Source organism: Edaphobacter modestus (assembly GCF_004217555.1).
GTDB lineage: Bacteria > Acidobacteriota > Terriglobia > Terriglobales > Acidobacteriaceae > Edaphobacter > Edaphobacter modestus.
Genome location: NZ_SHKW01000001.1, coordinates 2,980,017 through 3,004,286, shown reverse-complemented (window position 1 = coordinate 3,004,286; position 24,270 = coordinate 2,980,017). Strand labels below are relative to the sequence as shown.

Below are 24,270 nucleotides of genomic sequence, written 5' to 3'. Positions count from 1 at the left end.
CGGTCTCAGGCCGACCGCATTGTGGGTGTGCTTCGACTCTCTATATTTCGACCTCCGACGCCGAGCCAGTTGAGGATCGGTGTGGTCATCATCGTTGTGATCAGCGCCATAACCACCAGCATCGTGAAGAGGGTAGGTGAAAAAACGTGGGCTTTGTAGGCGATATTCAGGACAATGAGCTCCACGAGGCCGCGTGTATTCAACAGGGCTCCCAGGGCCCAGGAGTATCTCCAGGGCTGGCCTGTCCATCGGGACGCCAGGACCGCGCCCCCCATCTTCCCGACAACCGCGACGAGGAGCACCAGCGCCGTCCAGAGCCAGATGGTTGTGCCCGAAAGCAGGTCCAGCCTGGTTCTCATTCCCGTGAGAGCAAAGAAAAGCGGCAGCAGGAGGACCGAGACAACTACGTCGAGCCGGGTGCGGAGAGTGCTCTGCCAACCCTTGACCCGGGGAAGGCATAGACCCGCGAGGAAGGCCCCAAAGAGCGGGTGTACGCCGATCGCCTCGGTCGCCGCCGCCGAAGCGAGAACCACCGCGAGAATCACCGAAAACACCCCGTAAGAGAGCGCAGGCGACGTCCATCGCCTCGCCAGCCATCTCCCGAGCGGACGAACGAGGCACACCATTCCAACAATGTAGGCGACCAGCCAGAGCAGACGATGTGAGATCGTCATCGTGCTGCCCTCAGGCTGGATGAGAGCGAGGGCAACGGCAAGCAGAGACCAGGCGCACACGTCGTCGACTGCGGCGCACATCAGGGCCGTCGCTCCCAGCGACGTCGACTGCAGCCCACGTTCTTCGAGGATGCGCGCCAAGACGGGAAAGGCCGTAATGCTCAGCGAGATGCCCAGGAAGAGCGTGAAGGGAAGGGCGCCAACTCCCTCGGGAGCGAAGCGAGAACGGAGAGAGGGGGCTACGAGGATTGCCAGCGCAAAGGGCAACAGAATGCTCATCATGCTTGTGAGCGTCGCCGTTATCTTCTGTTCATGAAGATGTTCGTAATCCAGTTCCGCTCCGATCAGGAACAAAAAGAGGATGAGGCCGATATTGCTCAGTACCTCGAAAGAACCGAAGGATTGTTGAGGGAACAAAACGGATGAGAGATGAGGAGCGAAGCGGCCGAACACCGAAGGTCCGAGCAGGATGCCGCCGACGATCTCACCGATCACGCTTGCCTGTCCGAGCCTGCGGGCAAGGGAACCGCAGACAAGAGCGGTGAGCACCACGATTGCCATCTGCAGCAGCAGTAAGGTCATCCCGTCTTCTCTCCATCCCGAGGCCTATTGCGTTTTGCATAGAAGACAATCACCGCCTCTGTGATGAGTAGCAGAAGGCCAGGGAGGAGCATGCGAGTCCCGATCATGGCCGGCCACACGAATCTGAAGTCGGCCTGCCAATCCACAATGGTCAGGATCAGTCCCCCGAAGAAGAGCGTCGACCCGAGCCAGCGTCTGAAGCGAGGGGAGAGATCGCTGTCGCCCTTATAGCTGCTGCCTTTGAACTCCCGGATGGGTTTGCCGACGAAACCGCGATGGTCATAGATCCGACAGCGCAGATCCGGCCTCTTTGTGACCTGTTCTTTCGCGTAGGTTTCCGCCTCCGGAAGGCTGCCAAAGATAGTGCAGCAGGGGGATGTTTCGGGACAACTTTCAAAATTCGAGTAATGCACGGCATACTCGCCGGCCGTCATCCGCTCGTTCCAGCAAGACGGGGACGCATGTTCCTCGAAGAGCGGCAATGTGCGCGAACCGCCCATTCGAGAAGTTTAGCAATTCCGCCAGCCCGTTCGTACCTCGCCCGCGCGCAGTGCAGGAAAGATTGCGGGAAAGGCCGCGATCATGCAAACTAACTCCATTTAAGGAGCAGAATCGGAGTATGCACCTCCGGACCCTCGCTTTATCCCTGTTCTTGTTTTGCACGGCGGCTATGCCGATCGCTCTGCCGGCACAAACATCCGCTCCGCCGCCTTCACAAGTGCAGGTGCAGCCCTCGCCCAATCCTCAGAACCAGCCTGCGTATTCGCTGCCGCCGGAAAAGCTCGCAAAGGCGATTACGTACTCACGCATTCGCGTGATTCTGGACTTTGTTGGAAGCGGCTGGGGCATCTTGCAATTAGTGCTTCTGTTGGGACTCGGCGTTGTCGCAAAGATGCGCAATATGGCCGTCAATCTCAGCAGAAATCGGTGGGTCCAGGGATTTGCCTTCACCTTACTGCTGATGGCTATAACGACGGTGCTCGATCTTCCTCTCGATCTTTACGGACAACATGCCGCCCGCGTCTACGGGCAGTCGGTGCAGGGCTGGGGGAGCTGGACCTGGGATGCGACGAAGGGCTTCCTCCTCACATTTATCTTTGGTGGCCTGCTCGTGATGTTGCTCTTTTGGGTCATCCGCAAGTCGCCTGATCGATGGTGGTTCTGGTTCTGGATCCCGGCCATGATCGTGGTTCTGCTCGGCGTCTTTGTCGCACCCGTAATTATTGACCCTCTGTTTAACAAATTTGAGCCGCTTGCGAAGACCAATCCTGCTCTGGTGGACCGTCTTGAACAAGTGGTCGTCCGTGGCGGAATCGAGATTCCCCCCGATCGCATGTTCCTGATGAAGGCGAGCGAGAAGGTGACAACCCTGAACGCCTATGTCACCGGCTATGGGGCGTCGAAACGGGTCGTGGTGTGGGATAACTCGATCACGAAGGCCACTCCGGACGAGATCAGCTTTATCTTCGGCCACGAAATGGGACACTATGTGCTGAACCATATTCCGGCGACACTGGTGTTTCTGGGTGTGCTGTTATTGCTGGAGTTCTACATCGGCTACCGCAGCGTCGGGTGGCTGATCGCCCGTTACGGCGCCCGATGGAAAGTTACCTCGCAGACCGATTGGGGTGCGCTCCCAGTGCTGCTGCTCGTTCTTGCCGTCCTGTCATTCCTGAGCGAACCGATCGTAAACGGCTACAGCCGCATGCACGAGCACGAAGCCGACGTCTACGGACAGGAGGCCGTTCACGGCATTGTGGCAGATCCGCAAAAGACCGCGCAGAGCACCTTCCAGCTGCTTGGGGAGATGTCACTGACCGATCCAAATCCGAATCCCTTCGTGGAATTCTGGAGCTTCAGTCACCCCTCTGTCTCGAGCCGCGCCGCCTTTGCCGAAACGTACAACCCGTGGATTGAGGGAAGGCATCCCAAGTACTTCGTAAAATAATATTTCGATACGTATCTAATCGATAAAGAGACCATGAAGATGAATGCTGATTGTTTATTCTGCAAGATTCTCGCCGGTGAAATCCCTGCAAACCGCATCTACGAGGACGAGTTCTGCATCGGTTTTCCCGACATCAACCCCCAGGCTCCGACCCATCTACTCCTGGTCCCGAAAGAACACATCGCCTCTCAGGCAAAGGCACTGGCCGAGCACAAGCCACTGCTTGGACACCTGATGGCTACGGCCGCCGACCTGGCGCGGACCCAGAAGCTCGACAAGGGATACCGGGTGGTCGTCAATACCGGGGATGACGGCGGACAGACCGTACATCACCTGCATCTGCATCTACTGGGCGGTCGTCCCATGGGGTGGCCTCCAGGCTAGGCGAACGCACGCGGAGCTATGACGATGATCTCGTCGATTGGCCGCGTCTGTGCCAGTACGCTGTCGAGTGTCTCCCAAAGGAAGTCTCCCGTATTGCAGGCAGAGACAACAATACTTATCGTGAGCGGAATTCGTTCCCCTGTCGTCGACTGCCTTCGTTCCTATTCTGAAGGTGAACTGCAGGAGAGGTAGAGCCCGGTTTCCCGCTACTGATTGTAGTTGTTGTCGTCCTCCTCAGCGATGCCGTAACGGCGCAGCAGATTCGGAAGGTTCTGAGAGAAGGCCGCGCGCGGCATCACGGTATCGCAACCGGCCTCTGTGGCCTTCGCCTTCAGGTCGCCCTGCAGATGCGAGAGGAAGCCGATGATCGAGGTTCCGCGCTTGAGCTTTGCCTTAAGCTTGGGAATCAGCGTAAGCGGCTTGGCGTTGGCATTGTTCAGGTCGAAGACGATCAGGCCGGGCCGGGCTTCTTCGGTCGTTTTTGTCAGCTGAGCGATCACGTCCTTGTCGTTCTTGACGAAGGCGACCTTCACCCCGAGCTTCCGGGAAGTTTCCTGGATCTTCGCGAGGAAGAAAAGATCTTCAATGAAAAAGAAGATCTTCGTTGGCGCGTCTTCAGGGATAGGAATCGGACGACCCTGCGAATAATCGATCGGCTGCGAGTCGCCCGCGTAGGGGCGGCCGCCGCTACCATTCGACCGCCGGAAATTTCCGGTTTCGATGGTCGAGGGCGGAGAATCTGCAAAGTTGCCGTTTACCTCACGATAGCTGTGATCCATCGGGCCAACGAAGCTGCGAGGGCCACGCTGCTGCTTGCCTCCCTTGGAGCGCTTGAACGCATTGTTGCCCGGCTGGTGAGTGTCCCGAAAACCACCATTCCCATTGGACTCGGCCGTATTTCCTGGGTTCTGGGAGCTGCGTGGACGGTCTCGGTCACGGAACTTCTTCTTCCAGCGCTTGGCGCCGCCGGGGCCCTGCTGCTGGCCTCCATTCTGGAATGGCTGGCCGGAGGTTTGTTGCGGCTGCACCGAGGAAGCCTGCATCGCCGGGATCGGTCCGGACTGTTCGCCAGAAGCCGGAGCTGAGGGGCCTTCGACCTTGTTCTTTCGCTTGCGTCGGCGTCGCCGGCTGCTTTTGGACTGACCCATGCCGGGCGCGACCGATCCGCTGATATATTGCGACTCCCCATCTTGAACGGGTGTCGCCGAGGAACCCTGATGCGACTGCACCTCGGGTACATTCTGCTCTGAAGTCATGCTTCCACTTCCTGTTGCGCCAAAGCGCAATTAGCGGTTCACTCCCACGACAACGGAGTCTTCCTGCTTCGTCGGCGAGACGAAGGAAGGATCAAACCCGTGCAGCGTCGGAGAAAACGGTCTCAAATTTGTACTCAAAACGGACGTCTATCTTGCCGCTACTTCCGCGGGCCGGCGACCTGCCAGCTCAGACGGACGGAACGCCTCAATCGGCCGTTCCTTTCACCCTTTCATCCTTTGAAACGTTGCCCGGCAGCGCCGGTGCACTCTATCGAATGCCTCCATCACTTCAGAACTGCTTCGTCGGTACACAGGATCGGAACCCACGGCCGGTTCATTGAGGCAGACACAGGGTACGCGCAAAACCTCATGTTTTGCAAGCACCCTTTTACGGATACTGTTCTATTTTATCCGGAAAGGTCCGATAAGTCCATCCGGTAAGTCAATCCAGGAGTCGCCGGGAGCAGTTGTACGGGGGAAGAACGAAGAAGCTGCCTCCTTCTGGAGGCAGCTTCTTCTGATATGGCCAGTCACTGGCCTCCCAAAATGGGCTCTGCGAGCCCTAAGCCCTTCGGTCGCCGGCCATACCAACTTTTGGGTATGGCGTCTTATTGCGAACATCGGCTGTGTTTCCACGGCCTCAGCTCCTGAAAGGGCTTCCGGACGTGAACACATCATGGGTAAAAGCAATTCTTCTTCCAAAGGGAGAGTCCGTTTTTTTCAGGGTTTTCTGCCGCTGGGAAAGGTAGGCGGTCCCAAAAATAGTGCATTCTCGTCCGAGCCCTCCCAATTTCTGGATTCATCCCGTTTCGTCGGCAGTTTCGTTTGACCGGCCCGAAGGGCGGTCCTATAATCGACCTGTTCTGGCAGCCCTCTCGCTCCCTGCTGGCGGTTCTTACGTCGGATGGTCGAGGCACAGGTGATACGCGCATAATAACGAGCGCGCCTCATCGAGCGGATGCAGTGCCATTAGTCCGAAGGTAGCGACTCTGCCTGAGGCCGAATGATTTCTCAAGGGGTCCCCGAAGGAGCACTAAACACCGCATGAATCGCAACCTTCCTTTTGCCTCCGCCTTTGCTGCGGTCTTTATGGCTGCCGTCAGCCCGGCGCAGGTCCCTGCAACCTCGGCGGCACCCGCGACCCCCGCACCTGCAGCCGCAGCACCGGCTACACCCCAGGCAATTCCTGCAAAGATCGCTGTCATCGAGTACGAACAGGTTGCGGCCGCGACCAACGAAGGCCAGCGTAGCCTTCAGGAGCTTCAAGCGAAGTACCAGCCCAGAAAAGCTCAGCTCGACGCCCTTGCTGCCGAGATCGATACGCTGCAGAAGCAGATGCAGTCAGCTCCAGCCTCGATGCCGGACGATGAACGTGCATCGCGCGCACGCGCCATCGACGTAAAGCAGAAGCAGTATCAGCGTGATGGGGAAGACGCCACCAACTCCTACAACGCCGACGTCCAGGAGGCGATTGGCAAGGTCGCGCAAAAGCTGGGGCCTGTTGTGATGAAATACGTGCAGCAGAATGGGTACACGATGCTGCTTGATAATAACGCCCAGCAGCAGGGTGGCCTGACCTTGATGTGGGCTCCTGGCACCGACATCTCGAAGGAAGTGGTGGATGCGTATAACGCAGCATCCGGAGTGTCGGCTCCCGCTCCGTCTGCACCCTCTGCAGCTCGTCCTCCATCGTCCTCGGCTCCCGCAACCCGGCCCCGGACGTCCAAATAACTACACCTCCACTTTTGCAGTATCCGAACGTAGCTTTCGCACAGCCGGACCATTTTGAACGACCCCGAAGGAGCATCAAATACCGCATGAATCGTAACCTCGTTCTTGTCTCCGCTCTCAGTGCGGGACTCTCCGCCTCCGCTGCAATGGCGCAGGCGCCTGCAACTCCCGCCCCGGCTACGGCCCCCGCTCCCACAACAACTGCGCCCGCTCGCCCCGCCCCCCCTCAGGCGATTCCCGCCAAGATTGCTTTAATCGCTTTTGAGCAGGCTGTATTTGCCACCAACGAGGGCCAGCAGGCCGTTCAGGATATGCAGAAGAAGTACGAGCCAAAGAAAGCCCAGATCGACACGCTCGCCAAAGAGGTCGATTCTTTGAAGAAGCAGCTTCAAAGTGCGCCGGCAACTCTCAGCGATGAGGAACGCGCGACCCGCCTCAAAAATATCGATTCCAAAGAGAAGGCACTCAACCGCGACAGTGAGGATGCCAATAACGCCTACCAGGCCGACCTGCAGGAGGCTTATGGCAAAGTGGCCCGCAAGGTTTCGGCGACCGTGCAGAATTACGTCGCGCAGAACGGTTACACGCTGCTGCTTGATGTCAGCAACCAGCAAAATAGCAATGTTATGTGGGCAAGCCAGAATCCCAACATCGACATCACCCTGGCGGTTGTAGAGGCATATAACACATCCTCTGGAGTAGCTGCCCCTCCTCCGGCGGCACCGTCCGCAGGGGCTCCCGCAGCGCGTCCGCGAACGACCACCCCGGCCACACCGCGACCATCCACCACCAGGTAAAGAAGAACGGAACCTCTGCTTACGGGAGGCCAGCCGGCCTCCCGTAAGCTTTTAAAGCACCTTTTTCAGAAAAGTGATTTTCTGTGGAAATCCTGTGCATCGCCGGAGGGGGTCATAACGAAAAGGCGGAGGATCCGGCGGTCACCGTTAAGAGGATTTCGAGGCTGGCAAAATACAACTTTAGTAGGATCTGTAACTTATAGGCACAATATCAATAACGGCCAAAAGATTCAGCCGTATCAATGGAAGAAGGAGATGAATTAGGGGTTTCCACAGACTAAAGTTACTGGAATGTTACTAGCGCCAATTTAGCAGATCTCAATCGGGAACTTACGCAAAATATTGCATAATTAAATCACTCTTCCCCAACCTTCAAAACGGCTAAAAAGGCCTCTTGCGGAATGTCTACCTTGCCGATCCGCTTCATGCGTTTCTTACCCTCTTTCTGCTTATCCAGCAGCTTTCTTTTTCGGCTGATGTCACCGCCATAACACTTGGCGATCACATTCTTTCGGATGGCAGTGACAGTAGAGCGCGCAATGATCTTGGAACCGATGGCGGCCTGGATGGCGACTTCGAACATCTGGCGCGGGATCAGCTCGCGCATCTTTTCGACCAGGACCTTGCCCCGCTCGTAGGCGGAATCGCGGTGGACGATCAACGACAGTGCATCGACGGGGTCTCCGCCGATAAGAATGTCCATCTTGACCATGGGTGATACCCATGCGCCTGCGAGGTGATAATCGAGCGAGGCGTACCCCCGCGAGACCGATTTGAGGCGATCGTAGAAGTCCAGAACGATCTCGTTGAGCGGCAGCTCGTAGGTGAGCATGACCCTGGTCTCGGAGACGTATTCGAAGTTCTGTTGCCTGCCACGCTTGTCTTCGACCAGCTTGAGGATTCCGCCTACGTACTCCTCGTTGGTGAGGATCTTCGCCGTAATCACGGGCTCTTCGATCTGCTCGATCTCGCTGGGATCGGGCCAGCGAGACGGATTGTCGACCTCGACCATGGAGCCGTCGGTCAGGGTGATCTTGTAACGGACCCCCGGTGCTGTGGTAATCAGGTCGAGATTGTACTCACGCTCGAGCCGCTCCTGGATGATCTCGAGGTGCAGCAGGCCAAGGAAGCCACAGCGGAAGCCAAAGCCCAGGGCTACCGAAGACTCGGGCTCGAAGTTGAAGGAGCTGTCATTGAGGCGAAGCTTCTCGAGCGCGTCACGCAGCAGACTGTGTTCATGCGAATCGACGGTGTAGAGGCCGGCGAAGACCATGCTCTTGATGTCTTCAAAGCCTGGCAGAGCTTCGGAACACGGACGGTCAACGTCGGTGATGGTATCGCCGACCTTTGTGTCGGCGACATTCTTGATGGTGGCTACGAAAAAACCGACCTCGCCCGCAGAGAGCTCGTTGAGCTCAACGGGCTTCGGCGTCATAACGCCCATGCTCTCGATGTCGAAGATCCTGTTGTTCGACATCAGCTTGATGCGCTGTCCCTTGCGCATGCGGCCATTGATCACGCGCGCGAGCACGATGACGCCGCGGTAGGCGTCGAACCATGAATCGAAGATGAGCGCCTGCAGCGGAGCGTCGGCGTCGCCCTTCGGGTGAGGCAGAAGATGAACAACCGCTTCGAGGATCTCTTCGACATTTTGTCCAGTCTTGGCCGAGACTGGAATCGCATCGTCGGCAGGAAGCCCAACCGATTTCTCGATCATCTCCTTGGTCCGGTCGATATCGGCGCTGGGCAGATCGATCTTGTTGATGATCGGGATGATCTCGAGGCCGTTCGAGATGGCCAGATAGGCGTTGGCGAGGGTCTGGGCCTCTACGCCTTGCGAGGCGTCCACGACAAGGAGAGCGCCTTCGCAGGAGGCAAGCGAGCGCGAAACCTCGTAGCTGAAATCCACGTGGCCGGGCGTGTCGATCAGGTTCAGCTGGTAGGTCTCGCCATCCTTTGCTTTGTAGACCATGCGGACGGTGTGGGCCTTGATCGTGATGCCGCGTTCGCGCTCCAGATCCATTGCGTCCAGCACCTGCGCCTGCATCTCGCGCGAAGTCAGCGAGCCGGTCAGCTCAAGCAGACGGTCCGACAGCGTGGACTTGCCATGGTCGATGTGCGCGATGATCGCGAAATTTCGGATGTGACTGGGATCCATACGGTGTGACGTAATGCCTCAATTTATCGATGATATCAGCGTGCACGGCTGTCGCGCCGGGCAGTCTCGATTGCGAATGGAGGGCTGCCGGTGTTTTCTGACTTCGCGGACGTCATACAATGAGCAGGAACAATGCATCGATTAGAAAGAGACAATCTGGTGCGGCGGTTGGGGCTGATGGCGGCGTGTCTACCGCTGATGCTGCTTGCCGGATGCCCGCAGGACAAAACGACCCAGGCGGGCGCGCCCGGCAAGATTCCCGCGCAGGGGACGGCTCCTGCGGTGGCGGGTGCGCCTTCGGCAAATGGCGCGCAGGCGGCGCCGCATACGACAGCGCAGAGCGTCGAGGACTCCGCGAAGGCCTATAAAGCCCAGCAGCTTATCGCTCGCGTGGAGCAGACCTACAGAAGCGGAGTGAGCAACTACCGCGACGGGCATCTCGAAGCCGCGCGTGCCGACTTTGATTCGGCGGTCGACCAGATGTTGACCAGCGGATTGGACCTCAAGAGCGATCCACAGTTGAACGACGAATTCGAACATCTGCTCGATTCAGTCAACTCGCTCGAAATTGCTGCTCTCAAGCAGGGCAATGGACTTTCGCCCGCTATCGAAGCAGCTCCCCTGGATGCAGCCAATGAAGTGACATTTCCCCCGAACGCCGCCCTGACCGCGCAGCTCGCCGCGGAGCTCAAAACGACGCGGTCGGACTTTCCTCTTGTCGTCAACGATTACGTCGCCGGCTTCATCAGTTACTTTTCCAACTCGTCTTCAGGACACGCTCATCTGCTTCGCTCGCTTGAGCGCGCCGGCAAGTACAAGGACATGATCTCGAAGAATCTTCGGGACGAAGGGGTGCCGCAGGATCTCATCTATCTGGCCGTCGCGGAGTCCGGCTTTCAGCCGCAGGCGCTCAATGCTCGCACGGGGGCTGGAGGCATGTGGCAGTTCATGCCCTTTGCGAACGCATATGGCCTCGCGAGAAATGGATGGGTGGACGAGCGGTTCGACCCGGAGAAGTCGTCGAAGGCGTATGCGCGTTACATGAAGATGCTTTACAACCAGTTCGGCGACTGGTATCTGGCGATGGCCGCCTACGATTGGGGTCCGGGAAACGTGCAGCGCGCGGTCATGCGCACCGGCTATGCGGACTTCTGGGAGCTTTACCGCCGCGGCGTGCTGCCCGGGGAGACCAAGAACTATGTGCCGGGCATTATTGCGGCGATCATCATGGCCAAGAATCCAACCCAATACGGTCTCGATAAGCTGGTTCCCGACCCTCCCGTGATCTCCGACACGGTGACCGTCGACTACACCATCGATCTTCCGTTAGTTGCCGATCTTACCGACGCTTCCCTGCAGGAGGTCGTCGCGTTGAACCCGAGCCTGTTGCGCATGAGCACGCCGCAGGATATGCCTTTCGATCTTCATATTCCCACCGGCACGCTGGGGGCGTTTCAGACGCGTGTGAAACAGATTCCTGTCGACAAGCGCTCCAGTTGGCGCTTCCACGTAGTAAAGGCCGGAGAGTCGCTCGATTCGGTTGCGGCGCTGCTGCACGCGCGTGCGGCGGACATCGCTGAGACCAACAGCCTCGCAAAAGGCGATATTCTCGACGAGGGTGATGAGCTGGTAGTGCCCGTAACGTTGGCCACCAAAGCGCATGCGCAGCACTACAAGGTGCGTGGAGGAGATACCCTGATCACTGTGGCAGACCGCTTCGGAGTGTCGGTCGAAGATCTTCGCCGATGGAATCATCTTTCTTCCAATGCGGTGAAGACGGGTCGCACGCTGACGGTTGCGGAGCCTGTAAAACTTGCGCCCCGCATGCGGGCTCGCACGAAAAGCCCGCTCCGCAACACTGCACATCGCCCCTCTGTCTCCGCGAAAAAGCCGGTTCATGTCTCTTCAAAAACATCGAGTACGAAGTCGAAGTCCTCTTCAAAAACATCGAGCACGAAGTCGACGTCCTCTTCCAAAACGAAATCGAAAGCTGCACGATAAGCTTCCTTACCAAAAAGAGTGCTTGCCATTGCTGGCGCACAGAGGCATCCTGTTGCTAGAATCTCGTGCCAGGATCGAAGGTAAGATTTAAGTTTGTATCGAACGGGATGAAACGATATCAAACACGATGCAATCGATTGAAGCAGGAAGTCAAAGCAGCCAGGGGATAAGAGATCATGATGTTCGAAGACGAGACGATCAGGTTCCACGCAGCGGCCGCGGACGATAATGAGTTTGAAGACGACGACGAGCTCGGCCGCGGGTTTCGTGAAGACGAAGAGGAGGAAGAGGTGCTGATCTCTTCCGACGATGACGACGACGACACTCTTGACCGGGAAGAGCGCAACGAGATCTTCGGAAGGGAAGAGACCGAAGGGCAGGATCGTTCCGAAGATGCTCGTATCTTCACTCCTCCACCCACCGGCTCAGAGCCTTATACGCCTGCCAATCGAGAGTCCGTGCGTCCCGAGAGTGAGCCGGCGGCTGCACCCGCGAAGAAGGTGGCCGCAAAGAAAGCTCCAGTGAAGAAGGCGGCTCAAAAGAAGAGTGTCGCCAGCAAGTCTGCTTCGAAGAAGTCTGCTCCGAAGAAAGCTTCGAAGACCGCTGCTAAAAAGAGTTCAGCGAAGAAAATTACGCCGAAGAAGGTGGCTGCGAAGAAAGCAGTCAAAAAAGGCTCAAAGAAGCCTGTTCCTTCCGCAACAAGATCTGCCGCGAAGAAAGCCGGGACCCAGCGCGGCGGGAAGGTCGCCCCGAAAAAGGCGGTCAGCAAGAAGGTCACGGCAATCATCAAAAAATCCATGAAGAAGAGAGGTACTAACACTTTGGCAACGAAGAAAGCAGCAAAGAAGGCCGTCAAGAAGGCCGTCAAGAAGGCTCCGGCAAAGAAGGCAGCCAAGAAGGCCGTCAAGAAGGCAGTGAAGAAGGCTCCGGCAAAGAAGGCAGCCAAGAAGGCAACCGCCAAGAAGACGGCAGCCAAGAAGTAAGCACGATCTACTAAAGGCAAGCAAAAAGGCCCGGTCTGCTCTCCATGAGCGCCCGGGCCTTTTTGCGTCTGCTTGAATCTTCTTACTTCTTGTTGGCAGCAATCTCCGCCAACACCTCTTCGCTGTGCACCTGAACGTCGACCTTCGGCCATACCTTGACGACCTTGCCCTGCGGCGAGATCAGGAAGGTCTGCCGGCTGGCGAACTTCATATCGCCGTGTGCCATAACGGGAACGCCGTAGGCATCCACGACCTTGTGATCCGGGTCGGCGAGAAGCTTGAAGCTGAAGGTGTCTTTTGCGCACCAGGCCTTGTGACCCTCGACCGTATCAAGACTCACGCCCAGCACGACGGCGTTCGCGGCGTCATACTTCGCCATGTCGCGCTGGAAGTTGTGCGCCTCAATCGTGCATCCCGTCGTCTGGTCCTTCGGGTAGAAGTACAGGACGACCCACTTGCCTTTGTAGTCGGTCAGGCTTACCGGCTTGTCCTCCTGTGACGGCAGGGTAAAGTTGGGGGCAGTTGAGCCAGCCTGCACCTCATCCGCGGCAGCATGCGCCTTCATGCCAAACCCACAAGCTGCAACGACACCAAAAACCACTGCGATCCACATTGCTTTGCGCATCATCGTTCCCCTTTTGTAGAGCATCTCTTAGTAGACGGATATCAGCCCGGCAAGACGCGCGCGGGCATCCGCGCATGCAAATTTTACTCCGTGGAGACAATTCATCGTCGCCGCGTTAACCGGCCTATTCCGCGACGATTGCGATTCCCGCCTCGTCGGCCGCAGTGACGATCGCGGAGGGATCGAACATCAGCGTCTTTCCGGCCTCCAGCGCGAGGCAGGTAGCTCCCGCCTGCTGCATGGTGCGGATCGTCGGAACGCCAACGACAGGAACGTCGAAGCGCATGTCCTGGTTGGGTTTGGCGACCTTTACGACAGTAAGGGAACGCCGCAAGGTCGTACGCTCGCTGCCGTCGCCTCTGACGGCATCTTCGGCTTCAAGGGTACGGAAGAGAGCGCCGGCCCTGTCGATGGTAGCGTCTGTCCCCTCCATAGCCTCGACGGCAACGCAGGCTTGTCCAGCCACCACGACCGTCTGCCCGAGGTCATACCCTGCGATGGCACGCGCGACGGTGCGTCCATAGGCGATATCTTTCCGCTCCTCGTCATCGGGTGCCCGCCGCGTCAGCACGCCGGGCTTCGCGAGAAGAGGCTCCAGAAACTGCGTCGAAGAGATCAGCTCGATGCCTTCGTCACCAAGCACCTTGGCAACCGCGCCCAACAGCATATCCGTCGAGCGCGTCCGCAGGCTCAGCAGCAGCTTCGCCAGGCGCCAGTCGGGCCGGATGCTCGAAAAGATCTGCTTATGCTTCACTTGGCCCGCCATCACGGCTCGGCTGACGCCTTCGGAGTGAAAGGTTTCGATCAGACGGGACAGCTCGCCGAGCGACATCCAGTGAACCCGAACGTTAGGATCCGCCGCGGCTCGCACATTCATGGAGGGGTCCGTCTCCTCCTTGATCGCAGCGACAATTACCGTAAGCCCGTGGGCGCGCGCTGCGTCCAGCAGCAGGAAAGGAAAGCGTCCGTTGCCGGCAATCAGGCCAAGTTTGGATTGGTTCGTCATTGCGATCGCATGACCGTGATCGTCAGGGTTGAATTCGTCGAGACCTGGGTCGGCTTGCCATTCTGTATCGGAGGTTCGAACAGCCATTGCCCGATCTGACTGGCCAGCTTCTTCTTCAGGCCCTCCGACGCGATATCTTTTACGTCGACCGCCTCCACGGTTCCATCGGCGCGCACCGTAAAGCTCACCGGCACCGGGATCCTTCCTTCCAGCTTCTCGTCGACATAAATCGGGTCAATGCCGCACAGGATGCAGTTCAGCACACTTGCAGCAGAAGGAGCCGCATTCAGGGGCTTGGGAACCTGCTCGGTGGGTCGAGGTCCCCCCGGCGTGGATGTGTCTTTTGCCTCCGTCGTGGCGGCGCAGTTCAACGCAGAGCCTACCGTGCAGATATGCCCGTCGATAGCGGCCCATTTCGAGGTCAAGCTCCCTCTGGGGATCGTGATGGACCTGGTTGTCGCTCCATAAAAATTCACGATGAGCGAGTCGGAGGCAAGGCAGCCTGATGCCGTGCAGGCGCCGCAATTTTGCGCCTGGCACTCGTGAACGTCGTTGGCTGTGTGCTGCCATTGCAGGCCATCCGCAGAGTGCATCGCAAGCGCAACCCCACGGCCTCCGCCAGGCTTATCCTTGTCCACCACCTCGTGGCCGGAGGCCCAGTAGCTCCCGTCTGCTCGCACGAAGCTGGCGATGCCGGTGTTTGGAGGATCGTGAAAGCTCCACGTCTTGCCGCCGTCGATGGTGGTTAGAAACCCGGCCTCCGAGCCCGGCCCTTGCGAAAGAAGAATCGCCATCTTCTCCGGCGCAAGAGCCACAAGCGAGGCTGTATATGGAAAACGTTGAAGCACGTCTGCGGGTTCGTGAATCGCATGCAGCGTCCCGTCGCCATTCAGATACGATAGCGCTGCTTGGGTGCGGATAAGTCCGTGACCCGCATCCGCAAAAGACGCCTGGAGGATAGTATCGGTCCCAAACTTCTGCGGCGACCATGTGCTTCCACCATCGGTCGTCGTCAACACTGTACCTGAGGTGCCATAGGCGTACCCGAAGGTATCCGAGGTGAATCCCATCCCAAGCAGGAGCGCTCCACCACTGTCGACATGATGCTTTACCTGCCAGTGCTGGGCATCTGTTGAGCTAGCAATACCTTCACCGACACCGCATGTCCACAGAGCAGCCCGCGTCGCCGTGACATTTACGGGACGAAAACCAGGATCAGCCACCGACCAGGATGAACTTTCCTGTCCAAGGGCAGAACAAACGATAGCTATCACGAACGAGCCGAGGATCAAGGTAAAACGCATGCCGCTGATTCTCCCGCAAGAGGTTCGGTTTTATTTGATGACGCCACGCTCGCTGCGGGCGATAAAGTCGGCGAGATAGGCGACCTTATCGCCGAACTCGCCAGCGGCGATCTTTTCGCGAATGGCGGCCACGGCCTCCGAGGTGTTGAGCTTGGAGGCTTGTAGCAGCTTGTAGGCGGCGCGCAGCTGCTTGATCTCTGTGGAGGTGAAGCCTTTCCGTTCAAGGCCGATCTTATTGATCCCGTAGGCACGATTGTTGCGCTCGATGCTGGTCAGCGAGTAGGGAAGCACGTCCTGCGTGATCGTCGTTCCACCGCCAGTGTACGCATGCGTTCCGATCGTGCAGAACTGGTGCACCGGGTTCAGCGCGCCGACTACCGCATGGTCCTCAACCGTTACGTGGCCGGCCAGGGTCGCTCCATTGGCCAGGATACAGTGGTTGCCGATAATCGAGTCGTGTCCGATGTGGGTATAGGCCATGATCAGGCAGCTCGATCCGATGCGGGTGACGCCGCCGCCGCCCGCGGTCCCGCGAGAGATCGTGACGTACTCGCGAATATTGTTTTTATCGCCGATGACAAGCTGTGTAGGTTCGCCCTTGTACTTCAGGTCCTGCGGCGAGATTCCGAGGCAGGCAAACGAAAAGATGCGATTGTCGGAGCCCATCGTCAGATGGCCGTCCAGCACGACGTGAGAAACCAGTTCGCAGCGCTCACCTAGCACAACGTTCGCACCCACGGTACAGTAGGGCCCGACGGTACAGCTCTCGGGAATTCGGGCTCCTTCAGCAACGATCGCTGTGGGGTGGATACTCACTCGGGCTTAGCCTCGGTCTTCTTTGCTGGCCGTGGCACAAGGGCGCACATCACGATCGCCTCGCAGACAACCTTGCCGTCAACCGTTGCCGTACCCTGCATCCGCACCGCCGCCGAGCGCCAGTTCAACACCTTCACCTCGATGCGAACCTGATCGCCAGGCACCACCGGTTTGCGGAACTTCGCGCTGTCGATTCCAGTGAAGACCATCAGCTTGTTCCCGCGATCCGGAATCTCGGTCAGCAGCAGCGCTCCTCCTGCCTGCGCGATGGCTTCAACCATCAGAACCCCCGGCATGATGGGATAGTCGGGAAAATGCCCCTGAAACTGCGGTTCATTGAAGGACACATTCTTGATGGCGACGATACGCTGCCGCCGCTCGATCTCAACGACACGGTCGATCAGCAGAAACGGGTACCGATGCGGCAGGATGGACATGATCTCGAGGATGTCCATGGTCTGCTTTGCCTCCGGCGTCTCGGTCGCCGCGGGCGGAACGTCAGGCTTTTCAGTCGATTCAGTCATGGCAGACCTGAGTATAAACCGCTGGGCTTAAGGCTTCAGCCGCGGGAACCATCCTTTCAAAGTGTGCCGACTACTTCTTCTTCAGCAGGTTGTCCGGATTAAACAGGTCGGGAGACAGTCCCTGGGCGTAGATCACCTTCGTGAGGAAGCGTTGATTGAGCATGTCTCCATTGCGGTAGCGGGTGATGTTGTAAGCCGTAGGAAGCCCCTGGACTGTGTGATAGTCGGCGTAGGTCTCCGCCTCTTCGTCAAAGTCTCCGAATTTCTCGTTTCTCCACTTGAACGTTCGTCGCAGCGGTAGATGGGTAGTGGCATCGAGTTCGATGGTGACGGCATCGTTGTTGGCGCTCAGTACGGTCACCTTGTCGGCCATGCGCCGCTCCACCATCGTCGAGCCTTCGGCGAGCACCATGACGCCGGGCGCTTTGATCCATTGCTGCACCACGCTCTCGATGGAGTGATCCTGCCGCCGGTAATAATCCGCTACCTGATCCTTCGGCAGCGTCGTCCGGCCCTTGAAGGTCACCTCGTATCCATTGCCGTCTGTCCACACCTGCACCACGTCGATCTTCTTTCCTGGCAGGATCATGCTTTTATCGGAGAGGAAGCCGATGCGCTCGGCTCCCGCCTGGTTTGCATCCGGAAATCTTCGCCATCCGGTGTACTCGATGACGGTGCCGTTGGGAGCTCCACGATAAAATGCCGCCGTTCGCCCTGAGACCTGCAGGTCTTTTCGGTTGAACCATGCCTCTCCCCCCAGCGCCTCAACCATCTCATCCAGCAGTTTTTTTCCCAGCTCCTCCTGGGTCGTACCCTTCAGTTCGGCTGGAGCGGCACTTGGAATGGCGCTAGCCTGTGCCAGCGTGCGGGCAGGTAAAACCAATCCGGGTACAAGAAACAAGGCAAGAAAGAACTTCATCATCGCTCCAGTCATCCAACCAGTACAGCACCGCCATTGACGTTGAAGATCTCGCCCGAGACAAAACCCGCCAGGGGCGTGCAAAGAAACAGTATCGGTCCGGCGATCTCTTCGACGCGCGCCGGACGCCCCAGAGGAATCGTCGCCAGCACCTTCTTGGACGTCTCCGGGTGCGTCAGGGCAGCGGAAGACATCTCTGTATCCACCCAGCCCGGAGCAACGCAATTGCAATAGATGCCTTCACTTGCCAGCTCGCTCGACAGGCTCTTGGTCAGGCTGATCAGAGCACCTTTGCTGGCGGCATAGTCGGCATGAAAGGCCTCACCCCTCTGGGCAGCGGTAGAGGCGACCAGCACGATATGGCCCCGCACACCGTCCAGCGGCTCCTGCCGTTGCATCTGGGCCACCGCAGCTCGCACCAGTCCAAAAGTGCTGTCGAGATTGATTCCCAGCGTCGAACGCCACTGCGCGTCGCTCATCGATCCGATAGGCGCGTCGTGGGGTGGCCACACGCCGTGATTCACCACCAGGCAGTCCAGCCTTCCGAACGCCTCGGTCGCGGCGCCTACAAGTGCCGCACCATCCGCCGGCGTCGCCAGTTCCTGCCTGGCCGCCCGGCACATCTCTTCGCCCCCACATGCAACTGCCAATTCCTGCGCCTGCCGATCCGCCGAGCGATAGTTGAAGAACACCCGCGCTCCAGCCAGCCGAAACATGCGTACCGCCGCCGCCCCTATGCCACGCGAACCCCCTGTAACCAATGCGGTTCTACCCGTGAGCGATAGCGCAACGCCTTTTCCCATCACATTTTCCATATCCTGACGCTACCCAATCCACTATGATGGTGCAACCTTCAACGGAACCTCGCACGTAGCTCAGTTCATCCTCAAGGAGAATTGCTCGTGAAGATAGCCGTCCTCATCGCCCGCATCCTGCTCGGTCTTCTGTTCACCGTATTTGGGTTGAACACCTTCCTTCACTTCATCCCCATGACGCCACCTCCGGGAGACGCCGGAGTCTTCCTCGGGCTGCTGTTTAAATATGGCTGGTTCGTCTTTTTCGGAATTCTTTATATCGTCGCCGGTGTGCTGCTTCTCATCGGACGCTACGTAGGAGTCGCGCTAACCATTCTCGGACCCATCATCGTGGTCATCCTCCTGTTTCACATCACGATGGAACCGCAGGGCATCGGCATGGCGTTGTTTGTCGCGCTACTGGAAGTCTTTCTGATCTACGCGCACTGGCACCACTTCGGCTCGGTCTTGCGCGGGAGTCGCCACCACCCCAACAATGACCAGATCCCCAGCTGACCTCAGCATCTTCAGCGCTTCTTGACGGCGCGGCCAGCCAGTACGGCTTTGCGCTCTGAGATCAGGCGTCTCTGTTCGCGGAGGGGCATCGCCAGAACATCTCGAGTCCGTTTGGCAAGCTTTGCCGCCACGAGAGCGTGCGCCGCCGCTAACTCACTCTTCCACTCCGCTGCTCGAAAAACGTCCCACCTCTCCACCGCCACCCAGTGCGCCCTCGCCAGGTAGGGGGCTGGGATCACTCCTTCTAGCTCCAGAAGCTCGGCGTATCGCTCCGGCCCCGCGCAGTAGGAGAGCACTGCCCGGCCGTCTCCATCCAGATTGGCCAGAGCAAACATCTTTCCGCCAATCGCCTTGTCTCCCACCCAGAAGACGAGGTTCGCGCCCCACTGCATGGTCTCAACGACATGCGGCATCTGCAGCGCCACTTGCCGAATCTGCTCCGCGTCCATGCGTCAGAGTATAGGCCCGGGTAGCCAGCTATTTTGTGGCCTTTGGATTTGGTCTGCCCTGCTTCGCGAGCTTTGAGGCCGCCGCTGCCTTTTGGGTGGCCCGGCGCGTCGCCTTGCTGTGGGCTCCCGGTACAGGCTTACAGCTCCCTTTTGTTCCAGGTCGCTTCCCAGGAGTGGGCTCGAATCCAGGCCAGCACCGATTACTCTTCTTCGCGGTAGTTCGTTTTCTCGGTCCGCTCGCTGTCGCCATTGTTATGAGAAGCAGATCGCCACTCCCAGGTTTTACGGCAACCGCAGACGAATGGGCCCCTTCGCCTTAACCGAGTCAACGACCTTATCCTTCTGAGTCACCACAATCCTGCCTGCCTTCGTCAACTTCCGGGCGGCCTCTCGCGCAGGCTCCATCAGCGACTCCCAGTCATGTCTGGCCGCAGTCCCTCCAACCCGCTTCGCCGCCTCCGACGGGCAAATCGTCTTTCCCTTCTCCCTCTCTCCCAAAAGCTCAAGGATCGCCGCTTCCAGCGCTTCCGCTTTCGCTTCAGGCAGATATCCACTGCACCGCCGACCGCAGTACTTCGCAATATCCCAGTCCCGGGTGCGTTTCTCCGTCCAGGAGAAGGCTTGCCCACAGGCTTTGCAGATCTTGTCCTTGGGTAGCGTGATTCGTTCCGGCTTGCGTCTTCGGTCGGGCATTACGGCGTCGCGGACCCTCCGGCCTCTTTATACTGAAAAACGACCATGTCGACATTTCCATCCGTTGAAGACCAGCTCGATCTCATCACCAAAGGTGCCGCCGAGATCATCCCCGTCGAGGCTCTCAAAGAGCGTATCCAGCAGTCCATTGCATCCGGCAAGCCGATGCGGATCAAGGCGGGCTTCGATCCCACCGCTCCCGATCTTCACCTTGGCCACACCGTTCTGATCCGCAAGCTGCGCCACTTCCAGCAGCTCGGTCACACGGTCATCTTCCTCATCGGTGACTCCACCGCGCTCATCGGCGACCCCACCGGACGCAACGTCACGCGCAAGCCTCTGACGCCCGAGCAGATCGCAGCCAACGCCGAGACCTACAAGGAGCAGGTCTTTAAGATCCTCGATCCCGAAAAGACCGAGGTCCGTTACAACTCCGAATGGCTCGACAAGCTCAGCTACTACGATCTCGTCAAGCTCATGGCTCAATTCACTCTCTCGCAGATGCTCGAGCGCGAGGAGTTCCACAAGCGCTTCAACCAGGAGCAGCCCATTGGCGTCCACGAGATGATTTACCCCATCGCCCAGGGATACGACTCCGTCGCGCTCCACAACGACGTCGAGCTCGGTGGCACCGATCAGAAATTCAACCTCATGCGCGGCCGCGACCTGCAGCGGCACTTCGGTCAGCCTCAGCAGATCATCCTGATGACGCCTATCCTCGAGGGCCTCGACGGTGTGCAGAAGATGTCGAAGTCCCTGAACAACGCCATCGGCATCCACGAGGTTCCGTTCGAGATGTACAGCAAGCTGATGTCGATCTCTGACGACCTGATGTGGAAGTACTGGACGCTCCTCACCGACCTGCGCGGCTCCGAGATCGCATCCATGCAGGCCGAGGTCGCAGAGGGAAAACTTCATCCCATGCAGGCCAAGAAGAACCTGGCCCACACCATCACCCGCGACTTCCACTCGCAGGCCGCGGCCGATGCCGCCGCCGAAGGCTGGGCCACGCAGTTCCAGCAGCGCGCCGTAAGCGAAGATGTTCCGGTGATTCAGATCGCAAGAGACTCCGACGGACTTGTCGTCGCGGAAAGCAACGCCTTGCGTGTCCCGAAGCTGCTGCAGCTTACAGGCCTGGCTGCATCGGCCGGCGAAGCGACGCGAAAGCTCAGCGAGAACGCGGTCAGCATCAACGGAGCAAAGTTTACCGATCGGACCATCCCGGTGGACGAGCTTGGGCCCAGTCCCGTGCTTCGTCTGGGGAAACGCGCCGTCCGTGTTGCGTGGACCTAGCGTCCTCCGGTATCTGAGGACACGCGGACAGATAAAAACTTCTGACGTGGATGAGATAAATTTGCGACGCCCTTCGATCTCGTGCGTCCAAACCTCAACCTATGAGTGGCACGTGGAAGGCTGAGCACATTCCGAACCTGTCAGGCAGGCGGTTCCTGATCACCGGCGCCAACAGCGGCATCGGCTATTGCGCCGCACTGAAGCTTGCTCGCAGAGATGCCGAGCTGATTCTCGCCTGCCGCGACCTCACGAAAGGCGAGGCCGCGCTGGCACGGCTTCGCGAAGAAGCTCCAGGCTTACGCGCCGAAGTGGCCTCGCTCGATCTCGCCTCGCTCGCCTCCGTCCGCGACTTCGCCGCAAAGGAACTTGCACGCCAGCGCCCGCTGCACGTTCTCATCAACAATGCGGGGGTGATGGCGATTCCTCGCCGCACCGTAACCCCCGACGGCTTCGAGATGCAGTTCGGAACCAACGTGCTCGGCCACTTCGCTCTCACAGGATTGTTGTGGCCCGCTCTCGAACAGGCTGCCGCAAGCTCCTCTGAGCCTCCTCGCGTCGTCACGATCGCTTCGATCGCTCACAAGCGCACCCATCTCAAACTCGAAGATCTGCAGTCGGAGAGAGCGTACTCCCCGCTTCGCGCCTACCAGCACTCCAAGCTCGCGAATCTTATGCTCGCTCTGCAGATGAGCCGACGCCTTCGAGCGAAGGGCTCGCCGATCCGCAGCATCGCTGCACATCCCGGTGTAGCCTCGACAGCGCTCTTTCGCACCGACGAACGCTCCTCCATGGCCAGAATGCTTCGTATCGTCATCGGCCACGGGATCAGCATCTTCCTCAACGATGAGGCGGAGGGGGCCCTGCCCACGCTGTACGCCGCGACCTCTCCGGATGCGGAGAATGGCGGCTACTACGGTCCCCAGCTGCTCGGAGAGATGAAAGGTGAGATCGTCGGCCCGGCAAAGATCGCCGATCACGCCCGCAGCGAGACGCTCGCAGCCCAGCTATGGGACAGGTGCAGCGAAATGACAGAAGTCGAATTCGCTTGAGGATTTTTCAGCGCAGGGAAGGCGCTAAGAGTCGACTCCCTGCAACTTCAGCAAAGGCCAGAGACCCGGTTCCACGAAGAGCAGGGCTAGCGGGTTCAGGTATAGGCGGGGCAGCTCGCATCACTACTCTCGGCTCTCACTCAGCTGCAGGCGGTTTTGATCTCTTTCGACATGGTGTCAATTGCTAGACACCTTCTTCCTGCCAAGCAACTCCCAAGGCATGCAGGATGATACGATCTTCAAGGCATAATTCGTTGGCGAATAAGGCCGCCCGATGTGCATAACGAACGTTAGCGTTTTCTGTGATACACCAGGATTCGTGACGGATGACACCGTCACAGTGAGTGCAGGCTGAGTCCGCACTGTATTTATTGCTGTGATTTAACGGCCGTTGTTTCTGTGCAGACATTGATTACTCCTGCGGCCATGGAAACGGCCGGATCGGCCGAGATCGCGGCTTTCGACCGCGGATAAGCTGGTCGCCCCAGAACCGCCGCGGGCATTATGTTTGCCACGATGCCTCGCGACGATATCGGCCCTGGTCAAGTCGATCTCGATCCTGACATTTTCATTTGCACTTTTAGAGCCAATGTTGATCTTCGGCGCGGAGTATCTATCAGGTTCATTAGGAAACCATTTATACGTTCTGGCTTCCGAAGAGTAGATCGAGAGCGCGAAGTACCCGTGTCGACATTTCGACAGTTAGCGGAAGTTGACGCATTAGGACGTAACAGCGATGGAGGCGCCTCGCCTGAACCCGACTTCTTTGAAGTAAAGTGTTCTGCTGTGAAAGCGAGCTTACTGACAGTAGGGAGTGGTCGGAAGCTGAAACCGAGTTGTGAATTCGCAGGCCTGCAGTTCGAATGGATCCGCGTATGAATATCCAATCGATCGTTCGGCCCCTCTCGAACAACGAATGGGGAGGCGTCGTTCGGACAGGCTCCTTCGAGGCCGTACTGCACCGTGAAAATAGTCCGGCTCAGTATGCATCGAGATGATCGGCCGACTACCAAAGGCAACACAGCAAACATGACGAAGGAGCCAAACTCGCTGTAAATGCCTGATTTTTTGGTCGGGGCGGAGGGATTCGAACCCCCGACCCTCTGCTCCCAAAGCAGATGCGCTACCAGACTGCGCTACGCCCCGACTCTCCCTAGTCTATCGCACCAGGACTCCGAAGCATGACTAAAGCCACGCGGGAAAGTGAACCTCAACGCCGAAAAGGCTATGCATCAAACCGTTCGCAAGCCATGCCAGCAACAGCATCGGGATCATCGTCAGCACGAACAGGACCATACACATCACGCCAAGAAAGATCCAGCTCTCGATGGTGTGCTTTCGCGGCTCGTAGAGGCTCCCCGTCAGCAGCGCATAATTGCGGCGGTTTGCGCGCCATGCAATGTCGAAGGCATCCCCCAGCAGGGGAATCGCGCCCACAACAACCTCGATCATCACGTTAGCCACCATGCGGGCAAGCGTTACATAGGGAACTCCGCGAATCCACGCCGCGATGATGATGATGCACGATGCAATTCCGCCGAGAATATCGCCGATGCCCGGAATCAGGCCCACGATGCCATCGAGTCCAAACCGGATCGAGGTCCCGGGAATCTTGATGAAGTCGTCCAGCACGTGCGACAGGATGTCCAGATTTTCGTCGTCGAACATCCCGCGGCCCTTGCCGCTGCGGGGGGAGAGGATCTCGGGCTGGCTGGGCGGCTTCATGGAAGCTCCAACTGGCGAAGAATATCCCCGTCGCCAGCATCTG

General features: G+C 58.4%; 24 protein-coding genes and 1 tRNA gene. 9 read left to right on the top strand and 16 right to left on the bottom strand.

What is annotated here, in order from left to right:
- Positions 1-5 precede the first annotated feature (5 nt).
- Positions 6-1,256, bottom strand: coding sequence for a cation:proton antiporter domain-containing protein (locus BDD14_RS12625; RefSeq protein WP_130419112.1), 1,251 nt, complete (start codon positions 1,254-1,256; stop codon positions 6-8).
- Positions 1,253-1,690, bottom strand: a complete 438-nt coding sequence (locus BDD14_RS12620) for a hypothetical protein (RefSeq protein ID WP_130419111.1) — start codon at positions 1,688-1,690, stop codon at positions 1,253-1,255. Before BDD14_RS12620 ends, BDD14_RS12625 begins: the two co-directional genes overlap by 4 nt.
- Before the next feature lie 185 nt (positions 1,691-1,875).
- Between BDD14_RS12620 and BDD14_RS12615 the strand changes: the two genes are divergently transcribed.
- Complete coding sequence (locus BDD14_RS12615; protein WP_130419110.1) at positions 1,876-3,204, top strand: M48 family metallopeptidase; 1,329 nt, start codon at positions 1,876-1,878, stop codon at positions 3,202-3,204.
- A 33-nt stretch (positions 3,205-3,237) separates the two neighbouring features.
- Positions 3,238-3,588, top strand: coding sequence for a histidine triad nucleotide-binding protein (locus BDD14_RS12610; protein WP_341273308.1), 351 nt, complete (start codon positions 3,238-3,240; stop codon positions 3,586-3,588).
- Here the strand turns inward: BDD14_RS12610 and BDD14_RS34465 are convergent.
- Both BDD14_RS34465 and BDD14_RS12600 read right to left on the bottom strand, forming a co-directional pair.
- A complete protein-coding gene (locus BDD14_RS34465) occupies positions 3,585-3,701 on the bottom strand; it encodes a glycosyltransferase family A protein (RefSeq protein WP_423201793.1) in 117 nt (38 codons plus the stop codon). The genes BDD14_RS12610 and BDD14_RS34465 overlap by 4 nt on opposite strands.
- 93 nt (positions 3,702-3,794) lie before the next feature.
- Positions 3,795-4,844 (bottom strand): response regulator, encoded by a 1,050-nt coding sequence (locus BDD14_RS12600; RefSeq protein WP_130419109.1) that lies wholly within the window; start codon positions 4,842-4,844, stop codon positions 3,795-3,797.
- A 1,044-nt stretch (positions 4,845-5,888) separates the two neighbouring features.
- Between BDD14_RS12600 and BDD14_RS12595 the strand changes: the two genes are divergently transcribed.
- Both BDD14_RS12595 and BDD14_RS12590 read left to right on the top strand, forming a co-directional pair.
- Positions 5,889-6,575, top strand: coding sequence for an OmpH/Skp family outer membrane protein (locus tag BDD14_RS12595; protein ID WP_130419108.1), 687 nt, complete (start codon positions 5,889-5,891; stop codon positions 6,573-6,575).
- Between the two features lie 86 nt (positions 6,576-6,661).
- Positions 6,662-7,372 carry an OmpH/Skp family outer membrane protein gene (locus tag BDD14_RS12590; protein ID WP_130419107.1) on the top strand — a complete coding sequence of 237 codons (711 nt, stop codon included), beginning with the start codon at positions 6,662-6,664 and terminating at the stop codon, positions 7,370-7,372.
- A 355-nt stretch (positions 7,373-7,727) separates the two neighbouring features.
- Here BDD14_RS12590 and lepA read toward each other — a convergent pair whose 3' ends face one another.
- Positions 7,728-9,530: a translation elongation factor 4 gene (gene lepA, locus BDD14_RS12585; protein ID WP_130419106.1), complete on the bottom strand. Its 1,803-nt coding sequence runs from the start codon at positions 9,528-9,530 to the stop codon at positions 7,728-7,730.
- A gap of 132 nt (positions 9,531-9,662) precedes the next feature.
- On the opposite strand from lepA, the gene BDD14_RS12580 reads away from it, so the two are divergent.
- Together BDD14_RS12580 and BDD14_RS31795 are read left to right on the top strand one after the other, a co-directional pair.
- Complete coding sequence (locus tag BDD14_RS12580) at positions 9,663-11,531, top strand: transglycosylase SLT domain-containing protein (RefSeq protein WP_242617915.1); 1,869 nt, start codon at positions 9,663-9,665, stop codon at positions 11,529-11,531.
- A 176-nt stretch (positions 11,532-11,707) separates the two neighbouring features.
- On the top strand, positions 11,708-12,514 hold the full coding sequence (locus tag BDD14_RS31795) for a hypothetical protein (RefSeq protein ID WP_165420050.1): 807 nt from the start codon (positions 11,708-11,710) through the stop codon (positions 12,512-12,514).
- Positions 12,515-12,596: 82 nt separating this feature from the next.
- Here BDD14_RS31795 and BDD14_RS12570 read toward each other — a convergent pair whose 3' ends face one another.
- The 7 genes from BDD14_RS12570 to BDD14_RS12540 all read right to left on the bottom strand — a co-directional run bounded on the left by BDD14_RS12570 (position 12,597) and on the right by BDD14_RS12540 (position 18,511).
- The gene (locus BDD14_RS12570) at positions 12,597-13,139 is read right to left on the bottom strand and encodes a peroxiredoxin (RefSeq protein ID WP_130423054.1); all 543 of its coding nucleotides are present in this window, start codon (positions 13,137-13,139) and stop codon (positions 12,597-12,599) included.
- Positions 13,140-13,263: 124 nt separating this feature from the next.
- Positions 13,264-14,145 (bottom strand): LpxI family protein, encoded by an 882-nt coding sequence (locus BDD14_RS12565; RefSeq protein ID WP_130419105.1) that lies wholly within the window; start codon positions 14,143-14,145, stop codon positions 13,264-13,266.
- Positions 14,142-15,368: a hypothetical protein gene (locus tag BDD14_RS12560; protein ID WP_165420049.1), complete on the bottom strand. Its 1,227-nt coding sequence runs from the start codon at positions 15,366-15,368 to the stop codon at positions 14,142-14,144. Before BDD14_RS12560 ends, BDD14_RS12565 begins: the two co-directional genes overlap by 4 nt.
- Before the next feature lie 111 nt (positions 15,369-15,479).
- Positions 15,480-16,265 (bottom strand): acyl-ACP--UDP-N-acetylglucosamine O-acyltransferase, encoded by a 786-nt coding sequence (gene lpxA / locus BDD14_RS12555; RefSeq protein WP_130419103.1) that lies wholly within the window; start codon positions 16,263-16,265, stop codon positions 15,480-15,482.
- Complete coding sequence (fabZ, locus tag BDD14_RS12550; RefSeq protein WP_130419102.1) at positions 16,262-16,789, bottom strand: 3-hydroxyacyl-ACP dehydratase FabZ; 528 nt, start codon at positions 16,787-16,789, stop codon at positions 16,262-16,264. Before fabZ ends, lpxA begins: the two co-directional genes overlap by 4 nt.
- 70 nt (positions 16,790-16,859) lie before the next feature.
- The gene (locus BDD14_RS12545; RefSeq protein WP_130419101.1) at positions 16,860-17,711 is read right to left on the bottom strand and encodes a hypothetical protein; all 852 of its coding nucleotides are present in this window, start codon (positions 17,709-17,711) and stop codon (positions 16,860-16,862) included.
- A gap of 8 nt (positions 17,712-17,719) precedes the next feature.
- Entirely contained in the window at positions 17,720-18,511 is a 792-nt protein-coding gene (locus tag BDD14_RS12540) for an SDR family NAD(P)-dependent oxidoreductase (RefSeq protein WP_242617914.1), read from the bottom strand.
- Positions 18,512-18,610: 99 nt separating this feature from the next.
- Between BDD14_RS12540 and BDD14_RS12535 the strand changes: the two genes are divergently transcribed.
- A complete protein-coding gene (locus BDD14_RS12535; RefSeq protein WP_207231727.1) occupies positions 18,611-19,018 on the top strand; it encodes a DoxX family protein in 408 nt (135 codons plus the stop codon).
- 11 nt (positions 19,019-19,029) lie between these two features.
- On the opposite strand, the gene BDD14_RS12530 is transcribed toward BDD14_RS12535, so the two are convergent.
- Together BDD14_RS12530 and BDD14_RS12525 are read right to left on the bottom strand one after the other, a co-directional pair.
- Positions 19,030-19,443 (bottom strand): MmcQ/YjbR family DNA-binding protein, encoded by a 414-nt coding sequence (locus BDD14_RS12530; RefSeq protein ID WP_341273306.1) that lies wholly within the window; start codon positions 19,441-19,443, stop codon positions 19,030-19,032.
- Positions 19,444-19,749: 306 nt separating this feature from the next.
- Complete coding sequence (locus BDD14_RS12525) at positions 19,750-20,160, bottom strand: DUF3253 domain-containing protein (protein WP_130419098.1); 411 nt, start codon at positions 20,158-20,160, stop codon at positions 19,750-19,752.
- Between the two features lie 45 nt (positions 20,161-20,205).
- Here BDD14_RS12525 and tyrS point away from each other — a divergent pair, with 45 nt between their 5' ends.
- Together tyrS and BDD14_RS12515 are read left to right on the top strand one after the other, a co-directional pair.
- Complete coding sequence (gene tyrS, locus BDD14_RS12520) at positions 20,206-21,453, top strand: tyrosine--tRNA ligase (protein ID WP_130419097.1); 1,248 nt, start codon at positions 20,206-20,208, stop codon at positions 21,451-21,453.
- A 101-nt stretch (positions 21,454-21,554) separates the two neighbouring features.
- Positions 21,555-22,502 carry an oxidoreductase gene (locus tag BDD14_RS12515; protein WP_130419096.1) on the top strand — a complete coding sequence of 316 codons (948 nt, stop codon included), beginning with the start codon at positions 21,555-21,557 and terminating at the stop codon, positions 22,500-22,502.
- 1,069 nt (positions 22,503-23,571) lie between these two features.
- Here BDD14_RS12515 and BDD14_RS12510 read toward each other — a convergent pair.
- Both BDD14_RS12510 and BDD14_RS12505 read right to left on the bottom strand, forming a co-directional pair.
- Positions 23,572-23,648, bottom strand: a tRNA-Pro gene (locus BDD14_RS12510).
- 39 nt (positions 23,649-23,687) lie between these two features.
- Positions 23,688-24,227, bottom strand: a complete 540-nt coding sequence (locus tag BDD14_RS12505; RefSeq protein ID WP_130419095.1) for a DUF4112 domain-containing protein — start codon at positions 24,225-24,227, stop codon at positions 23,688-23,690.
- Positions 24,228-24,270: the final 43 nt, after the last annotated feature.

What these genes read in the sequence shown, in the direction of transcription:
- tyrS (WP_130419097.1), top strand. Translation starts at nt 20,206, where the DNA reads ATGTCGACATTTCCATCCGTTGAAGACCAGCTCGATCTCATCACCAAA.
- BDD14_RS12610 (WP_341273308.1), top strand. Translation starts at nt 3,238, where the DNA reads ATGAAGATGAATGCTGATTGTTTATTCTGCAAGATTCTCGCCGGTGAA.
- lepA (WP_130419106.1), bottom strand. Translation starts at nt 9,530, where the DNA reads ATGGATCCCAGTCACATCCGAAATTTCGCGATCATCGCGCACATCGAC.
- BDD14_RS12615 (WP_130419110.1), top strand. Translation starts at nt 1,876, where the DNA reads ATGCACCTCCGGACCCTCGCTTTATCCCTGTTCTTGTTTTGCACGGCG.
- BDD14_RS12540 (WP_242617914.1), bottom strand. Translation starts at nt 18,511, where the DNA reads ATGGGAAAAGGCGTTGCGCTATCGCTCACGGGTAGAACCGCATTGGTT.
- BDD14_RS12570 (WP_130423054.1), bottom strand. Translation starts at nt 13,139, where the DNA reads ATGCGCAAAGCAATGTGGATCGCAGTGGTTTTTGGTGTCGTTGCAGCT.
- BDD14_RS12515 (WP_130419096.1), top strand. Translation starts at nt 21,555, where the DNA reads ATGAGTGGCACGTGGAAGGCTGAGCACATTCCGAACCTGTCAGGCAGG.
- BDD14_RS12545 (WP_130419101.1), bottom strand. Translation starts at nt 17,711, where the DNA reads ATGATGAAGTTCTTTCTTGCCTTGTTTCTTGTACCCGGATTGGTTTTA.
- BDD14_RS12625 (WP_130419112.1), bottom strand. Translation starts at nt 1,256, where the DNA reads ATGACCTTACTGCTGCTGCAGATGGCAATCGTGGTGCTCACCGCTCTT.
- BDD14_RS31795 (WP_165420050.1), top strand. Translation starts at nt 11,708, where the DNA reads ATGATGTTCGAAGACGAGACGATCAGGTTCCACGCAGCGGCCGCGGAC.
- BDD14_RS12600 (WP_130419109.1), bottom strand. Translation starts at nt 4,844, where the DNA reads ATGACTTCAGAGCAGAATGTACCCGAGGTGCAGTCGCATCAGGGTTCC.
- BDD14_RS12580 (WP_242617915.1), top strand. Translation starts at nt 9,663, where the DNA reads ATGCATCGATTAGAAAGAGACAATCTGGTGCGGCGGTTGGGGCTGATG.
- BDD14_RS12525 (WP_130419098.1), bottom strand. Translation starts at nt 20,160, where the DNA reads ATGCCCGACCGAAGACGCAAGCCGGAACGAATCACGCTACCCAAGGAC.
- BDD14_RS12590 (WP_130419107.1), top strand. Translation starts at nt 6,662, where the DNA reads ATGAATCGTAACCTCGTTCTTGTCTCCGCTCTCAGTGCGGGACTCTCC.
- BDD14_RS12620 (WP_130419111.1), bottom strand. Translation starts at nt 1,690, where the DNA reads ATGACGGCCGGCGAGTATGCCGTGCATTACTCGAATTTTGAAAGTTGT.
- BDD14_RS12595 (WP_130419108.1), top strand. Translation starts at nt 5,889, where the DNA reads ATGAATCGCAACCTTCCTTTTGCCTCCGCCTTTGCTGCGGTCTTTATG.
- fabZ (WP_130419102.1), bottom strand. Translation starts at nt 16,789, where the DNA reads ATGACTGAATCGACTGAAAAGCCTGACGTTCCGCCCGCGGCGACCGAG.
- BDD14_RS12565 (WP_130419105.1), bottom strand. Translation starts at nt 14,145, where the DNA reads ATGACGAACCAATCCAAACTTGGCCTGATTGCCGGCAACGGACGCTTT.
- BDD14_RS12505 (WP_130419095.1), bottom strand. Translation starts at nt 24,227, where the DNA reads ATGAAGCCGCCCAGCCAGCCCGAGATCCTCTCCCCCCGCAGCGGCAAG.